The 6045-nt window shown below is 61.2% G+C and carries 5 protein-coding genes; 3 read left to right on the forward strand and 2 right to left on the reverse strand.

Annotated features, from left to right (window positions below; all coding sequences use genetic code 11):
• The first annotated feature begins 92 nt into the window (after nt 1-92).
• Genes ABDX79_RS16440 through ABDX79_RS16450 form a run of 3 tightly spaced genes read left to right on the forward strand, consistent with a single transcriptional unit; the run spans nt 93 to nt 3476 of the window.
• Nucleotides 93-602, forward strand: coding sequence for a TRAP transporter small permease (locus ABDX79_RS16440; RefSeq protein WP_346221395.1), 510 nt, complete (start codon nt 93-95; stop codon nt 600-602).
• A complete protein-coding gene (locus ABDX79_RS16445) occupies nt 595-2559 on the forward strand; it encodes an aconitate hydratase (RefSeq protein WP_346221396.1) in 1965 nt (654 codons plus the stop codon). The genes ABDX79_RS16440 and ABDX79_RS16445 overlap by 8 nt, the downstream gene beginning before the upstream one ends.
• Nucleotides 2556-3476 carry a hydroxymethylglutaryl-CoA lyase gene (locus ABDX79_RS16450; protein ID WP_346221397.1) on the forward strand — a complete coding sequence of 307 codons (921 nt, stop codon included), beginning with the start codon at nt 2556-2558 and terminating at the stop codon, nt 3474-3476. Before ABDX79_RS16445 ends, ABDX79_RS16450 begins: the two co-directional genes overlap by 4 nt.
• Before the next feature lie 463 nt (nt 3477-3939).
• Here ABDX79_RS16450 and ABDX79_RS16455 read toward each other — a convergent pair whose 3' ends face one another.
• Both ABDX79_RS16455 and ABDX79_RS16460 read right to left on the reverse strand, forming a co-directional pair.
• Nucleotides 3940-5382 (reverse strand): mannose-1-phosphate guanylyltransferase/mannose-6-phosphate isomerase, encoded by a 1443-nt coding sequence (locus tag ABDX79_RS16455; protein WP_346221398.1) that lies wholly within the window; start codon nt 5380-5382, stop codon nt 3940-3942.
• A gap of 39 nt (nt 5383-5421) precedes the next feature.
• Nucleotides 5422-5721 carry an integrase core domain-containing protein gene (locus tag ABDX79_RS16460; RefSeq protein ID WP_463671189.1) on the reverse strand — a complete coding sequence of 100 codons (300 nt, stop codon included), beginning with the start codon at nt 5719-5721 and terminating at the stop codon, nt 5422-5424.
• Between the last annotated feature and the right edge of the window lie 324 nt (nt 5722-6045).

Below are 6045 nucleotides of genomic sequence, written 5' to 3' on the forward strand. Positions count from 1 at the left end.
TGCTTTTCCTGACGGATTGAAATGGATCGGGCCGGTCTCGGAATCGGCCCGATCGACGCGACGTTTTACGAAGGCGAGCGGGACATATTCCGATGAAGACGGTTCCAGTGAAATTCATTGACGGGCTCTCCTGGCTGCTGCAGGCCGGCGGTGTCGTGGCGCTCGCCTTCATGGCCGTCACGGTCACCTATGATGCGCTGATGCGCTATGCTCTCGCAGCGCCCACCTCCTGGAGCTTGGAGATCAATTCCTTTCTCGTCGTCTATCTCGCCCTGATGACGGCAGCGGACGTGGAACGGCGCGGAGAGCATATCGGCATCACCCTCGTGAAGGACGCGGCAAGTCCCTTCGGCCAGCGCATCATCACGATCATCATCAGCCTTGTCGGCATCGGCTTCTGTTCGATTCTGGCCTATCGCGGCTGGCTGATGACCCATGACGCCTTCATCTATGGCGAGCGCGTCTCATCCTCGTTCGGAACGCCCAACTGGATCCCCTACGCCATGTTGCCGATCGGCTTTACGACCCTCGGGCTTCAGTTTCTCCTGAACATTTTCAGGCCGAAAAAAATGACGGATGCGGAGGCACAGGCCGTTGTCTGAGACCCTCGCTCACAAGCTTCTCGCCGCCCATCTCGTCTCCGGCACGCTGACACCCGGCGCGGAAATCGGACTGAAGATGGAGCAGGCTCTCCTTCAGGATGTTCTCGGAACTCTCGTCATGCTGGAACTCGAGGCCATGGGCGTTTCCCGTGTCTCGACGAACCCCAGCGTCCAGTATATCGACCACGGCCTCGTCCAGTCGGACGAAATCAATGCGGACGCCCACCTCTTCCTGAAGAGCGCTTGCGAGCGGTTCGGCATCATCTATTCCGGTCCGGGCAACGGCATCAGCCATCCGGTCCATATGGAGCGCTTTGGCGTCCCCGGCGCGTCGCTCATCGGGTCGGACAGTCATACGGTCGCCGCAGGCTCCCTCGGCATGCTGGCCATCGGGGCGGGCGGCGTCGAAGTGGCACTCGCCATGGCCGGCGAGCCCTTCTATATCGCGTGCCCCAAGGTATTCGGCGTCGAGCTCACCGGCGCTTTGCCCGATTGGGTCTCGGCCAAGGACGTGGTTCTGGAAATGCTGCGCCGTCACGGCACGGCGGGCGCCACCAATTGCATCATCGAATATTACGGCCCCGGCCTTGACTGCCTCTCGGCGATGGACCGCCACGTCATCGCCAATATGGGCGCGGAGCTTGGTGCAACGACGAGCGTTTTCCCGAGCGATGCGGCCGTGAAGCGCTTTCTGGAAGCGCGTGGGCGCGGCGCGGATTTCAAGCCGCTATCACGCGATGAAGACTGCACCTACGATCGAACCGATCGCATTGATCTGTCGGCCCTTGTGCCGCTGATCGCCAAGCCGCAAAGTCCCGGCAATGTGGTGCCAGTTTCCGAGATTGCCGGCGAGCCGATCTACCAGGCCTATATCGGCTCCTCGGCCAATCCGGGCTATCGCGATTTTGCCGTTGTTGCGGACATCGTTGCGGACAAACGGGTCGCGGAAGGCGTTTCGCTCGATATCAATCCATCATCGCGCCAGGTGCTGCAGACGCTTGTTTCGCAAGGAAAGCTCGGCAGCCTCATCGCATCCGGCGCGCGGCTTCATCAGGCCGGCTGCAATGGCTGCATCGGCATGGGACAGGCGCCGGCTTCGGGCCGCAACTCCTTGCGCACCGTGCCCCGCAATTTTCCCGGCCGCTCCGGCACGCGCGAAGATTCGGTGTTTCTGGCAAGCCCGGAATCCTGCGCGGCCTCAGCCCTCACCGGCGTCATCACCGATCCACGCACCCTTGGAGGAACCTATCCGCGCATTTCGGAGCCCGACGCCATGCCGATGAACGCGGCGGGTTTTGTGTTTCCCGATGAGGGCAAGCGGTCCGAACTCTACCGCACGCGGCATACGCCGCTGCTGCCCGATTTCGATGCCTATCCTGACCGGATCGAAGTGCCCGTTCTTCTCGCCCTTGGCGATGATGTTTCCACCGATGACATTATTCCGGCGGGCCAGATCCTGCCGATCTGGTCCAACGTCTTTGCCACCGCCGATCATGCCTTCGAACAGGTGGACGACACCTATGCGGCCCGCGCGCGGGAAGAAGCCGCCGCAGACAGCGGGCACGCCATCGTCGCGGGCAAGAACTATGGACAGGGCTCCAGCCGCGAGAACGCGGCGCTCGTGCCGCGTATCATGGGTCTGCGCCTCGTCATCGCGGAAAGCTTTGCCCGCATCCACTGGCAGAATCTGTCGAGCTTCGGTGTTTTGCCTCTGGTCTTCGATGGCGCTCCGCCGAAGCTCAAGATCGGCGATACGATCCTGATCGAGGACATTCGCAGCCAGCTGGAAGCTGGCAGCACCGTCATGGCGCGTGTCCGCCATGGTGACGGGACGGAGGAGGAGATCCGGCTCAGCCACGATCTCAGCGAGCGGCAGGTGGAGATCATGACGGGCGGCGGGGTGATCAACTGGATCGCCAAACGCCACGACAATATCAGTCCAAGAGAGAGCGCATGACCGTTGCGACGCCCACAACCGTCACCCTTCTGGAAGTCGCACCGCGCGACGGATTTCAGTCGATCCATGATCCCCTGCCGACAGGCGAGAAGATCGCGATCATCGAAGATCTGGTGGCCTCCGGCGTCAGCCGTATGGAGCTTGGCTCGTTCGTCAGCCCGAAAGCCATTCCGCAGATGGCCGACATGGGAGAGATCGCAGCCCACTTCAAAGACCGCACGGGCTGCCGCATGTCGGTTCTGGTGCCCAATGCCAAAGGCGCGGGGCTGGCGCTTTCAGCCGGATATCCTGATCTTGTCTTCGTCGTCTCAGTGTCGGAAGCCCACAACAAGGCGAACGTCAACCAGAGTGTTGCCCAGTCCCTCGACCAGCTCCGCGCCATCGTTTCGGAAGCCGGCGATGGGGGCGCGGGCCTGAGGGTCGATTTTGGAACGAGCTTCGACTGCCCGTTTACCGGTACGGTTCCGCTGGAGGATGTCAGGCGCGTCTTCGCCGAAGCGCTGGAGATTGCGCCAAAGGCCGAGTTTGCCCTTTGCGACACCACCGGCCGCGCCGACCCGATGATGGTCGCCCATCGCTTCAAGACCGTCATGGCCGATGGTCCAGCGGACGCGGTCTGGGCCTTTCACGGTCACGATACCTTCGGCATGGGCATTGCGAACGCCCTTTTTGCCCATTCGGTCGGTGTCGAAATCATCGAAGGCGCCGCAGCTGGCCTTGGCGGATGCCCTTTTGCGCCCGGCGCAACGGGAAACACGGCAACGGAAGATCTTCACTTCGCCTTCGAAGAGGGCGGTATTGCCACCGGCATCAATCGCGGCAGATTGCTGGATGCCGCCGACAGGATCGCGGCACTTCCGGGCGCGAAGACGGCAAGCCATCTGCGGATCGTGCCACGCACTCGCGCACTGCGATGAGACAACCCTGCTTTCGTTGAGCCTGTTTCAGCTATGGGTGCATAAAGCGTCGGACCTCGACTGAGAACCGCGCATGCGCAGTTCTCAATGGGCTGATTCAATCCAAACCATCACATGCCGGGACTGAACACCTAGCTGAGAGAACAGGGGCCGTCCTTACAGCTCGATCGGCTATGAAAGCCGATCGAGAGATGCGGAAATGCGCAACAGACTTGGTACCTGCTCGAGCTACATCCCCGGCAATTTTCGAGCCAAGCAGTAATACCGCCGGACGAATGAATTGACCCGTTGGGTCAATCCACGCCCGGCAAACGGCTCAAACGCCGCTCGGGCTGCCGACGACCCATGAAACCGATGGTTTCAAAGGTCCGCCGGTATAAAACACGGAGAGCGCCTCACAAACGGCGCAAACGAATTCTCCGCCGGGTAAGACTTGGGGACGTGTCAGTTCAGGGCCGGATATTTATGTTCCGGCACGTGCGTAGATGTCTTCGTGGCGCACAATATCGTCTTCGCCGAGATAGGATCCGGTCTGCACCTCGATAAGTTCGAGATCGATCTTGCCTGGATTCTCCAGCCGGTGAACCGAACCGAGCGGGATATAGGTGCCCTCGTTCTCGGTCATTCGTGTCACGGTCTTGTCGATGGTGACAAGCGCTGTGCCACGCACCACGATCCAGTGCTCGGAGCGGTGGTGATGGTGCTGCAACGAGAGCTGAGCGCCGGGCTTCACCACGATTCGCTTCACCTGATGCCGGCCACCCTTGTCGAGCGAGCGGTAATTGCCCCAGGGCCGGAAGCTCTGGACGTGCTCTTCCGTGAGGCCGGGCCGTGCCGTTTTCACTTTCGCAACGAGGCTCTTCATCAGGTCGCCTTTCGTGCGATCCGCGACGAGGACCGCATCCTCCGTGACGGCGACAACGAGATTCGAGACGCCTGACAGGGCGACGAAGGTGCCGTTCGACCAGACGACGTTGTTCTCCGCCTCTTCCGTCACCACCATGCCATGGATGGCGTTGCCGGCCTCGTCGTGATCGAGGATCGGGGCGAGCTGATCCCAGCCACCGATATCCGACCAGTCGAAATCGGCGGTTGCGACCGCGACCCGTTCGGACGCTTCCATCACGGCGTAATCGATCGAGCGCTTTGCGGTCTTGCTGAAGCTTTCCGGATCGAGCCGAACGAAGTCGAGGTCCTCGATGGCGCCGTCGACAGCGGACTGCGCGGCAGCCACGGTCGCCGCGTCACGGCTGTCGTATTCCCCTAAAAGGACATCGGTTCGACAGAGGAAGTTCCCGGAATTCCAGAGATAGCCCTCCGATACGTACTGCTCGGCCGTCGCGCGATCAGGCTTTTCGACGAAGCGCCTGGAGCGGCGAACTGTGCCTGCGGCCCCCCCGATCTCGCCGCCCGGTTCGATATAGCCGAAGCCGGTGGCCGGACTATCCGGCTTGACGCCGAAGGTGACGATATGGCCGTCGCGAGCCGCATCCAGCGCGCCCAGGACAGTTCGCTGAAAACCGTCCATGTCCTTGATGCGATGATCTGCGGCGAGCGCGAGGATTGGCGTTTCTGCGCCGTAACGTCCGCTGACGAAGGCTGCGGCCGCCGCGAGGCCGGGACCGGAGTCCCGCGCTTCCGGTTCTAGCAGGATCGTGACCTTGATACCGATCTCCTGTGCCTGCTCGGCGGCAATGAAGCGATGGTCGTTGCTCGCGATAACGACAGGCGCCGCAAATCCCTCTGCATGAACGCGAAGCAGGGTATCCTGGAAAGGCGAGCGGTCACCAAAGAGCGGCAGAAACTGTTTCGGTCGCGTGCGTCGCGAAGCCGGCCAGAGCCTGGTGCCGGCACCGCCGCACAAGATGACCGGTACGATCTCGATTTTGTTCTTTGGTTCAGTCATGATCGCTATTCTTCTGAAAATCGGCATCGGTAAACAAGTTTACGTTGCAAGATCTGCCCCGGTTTCCGGTCCGGATCTCATGAACTTTTCGGGCTGGCTTGAGTAGGCGGCGAAGGCGCTCCGCGTCAAGGTTTCGAGTGCCGAATGCGGCCGTGGTTCGTTGTAATCGGTTCTACATACCTCGATCCGTCGATGGGCATCAGACCTCGACGGGGACCAGGATGCGTTCAGCCACTCCTGACGTAAGCGGTCCTCGAACGCCTCGATATAGGTGTTTTTTGCCGCAGGAATTCCAGCTCGATCTTGTTCGGACCGTTTACGACCTCGTCGGCCCTGCAGTGCTGAGGCTTGTTTTGGGACGGCGTATTAAAGCCCGTACGGTCTCGTGAGCGTCTTCAAAAGCCGTCGCCGCGAGGTTATTGAGCAGGTTTCGCATCATACCCTGCCGGCTTTCTCGAAAGCCGCCTTCCTGTATAGAGGGTTCCGCCATCATCCCTGCAAAGAAGGTAGCGTCCTGCCATGTCGTCCCTGAAATTCGGAACCAGTGGCCTGCGCGGCCTCGTCATCGATCTCGACGGCCCGCCGGCCTATTCCTGGACACGCGGTTTCGTCAGTCATCTGGAGCGGTCCGACCAGACCGGATCGAAGACCGTTCTGATCGGG

Source organism: Fulvimarina fulva, from assembly GCF_039652615.1.
Lineage (GTDB): Bacteria > Pseudomonadota > Alphaproteobacteria > Rhizobiales > Rhizobiaceae > Fulvimarina.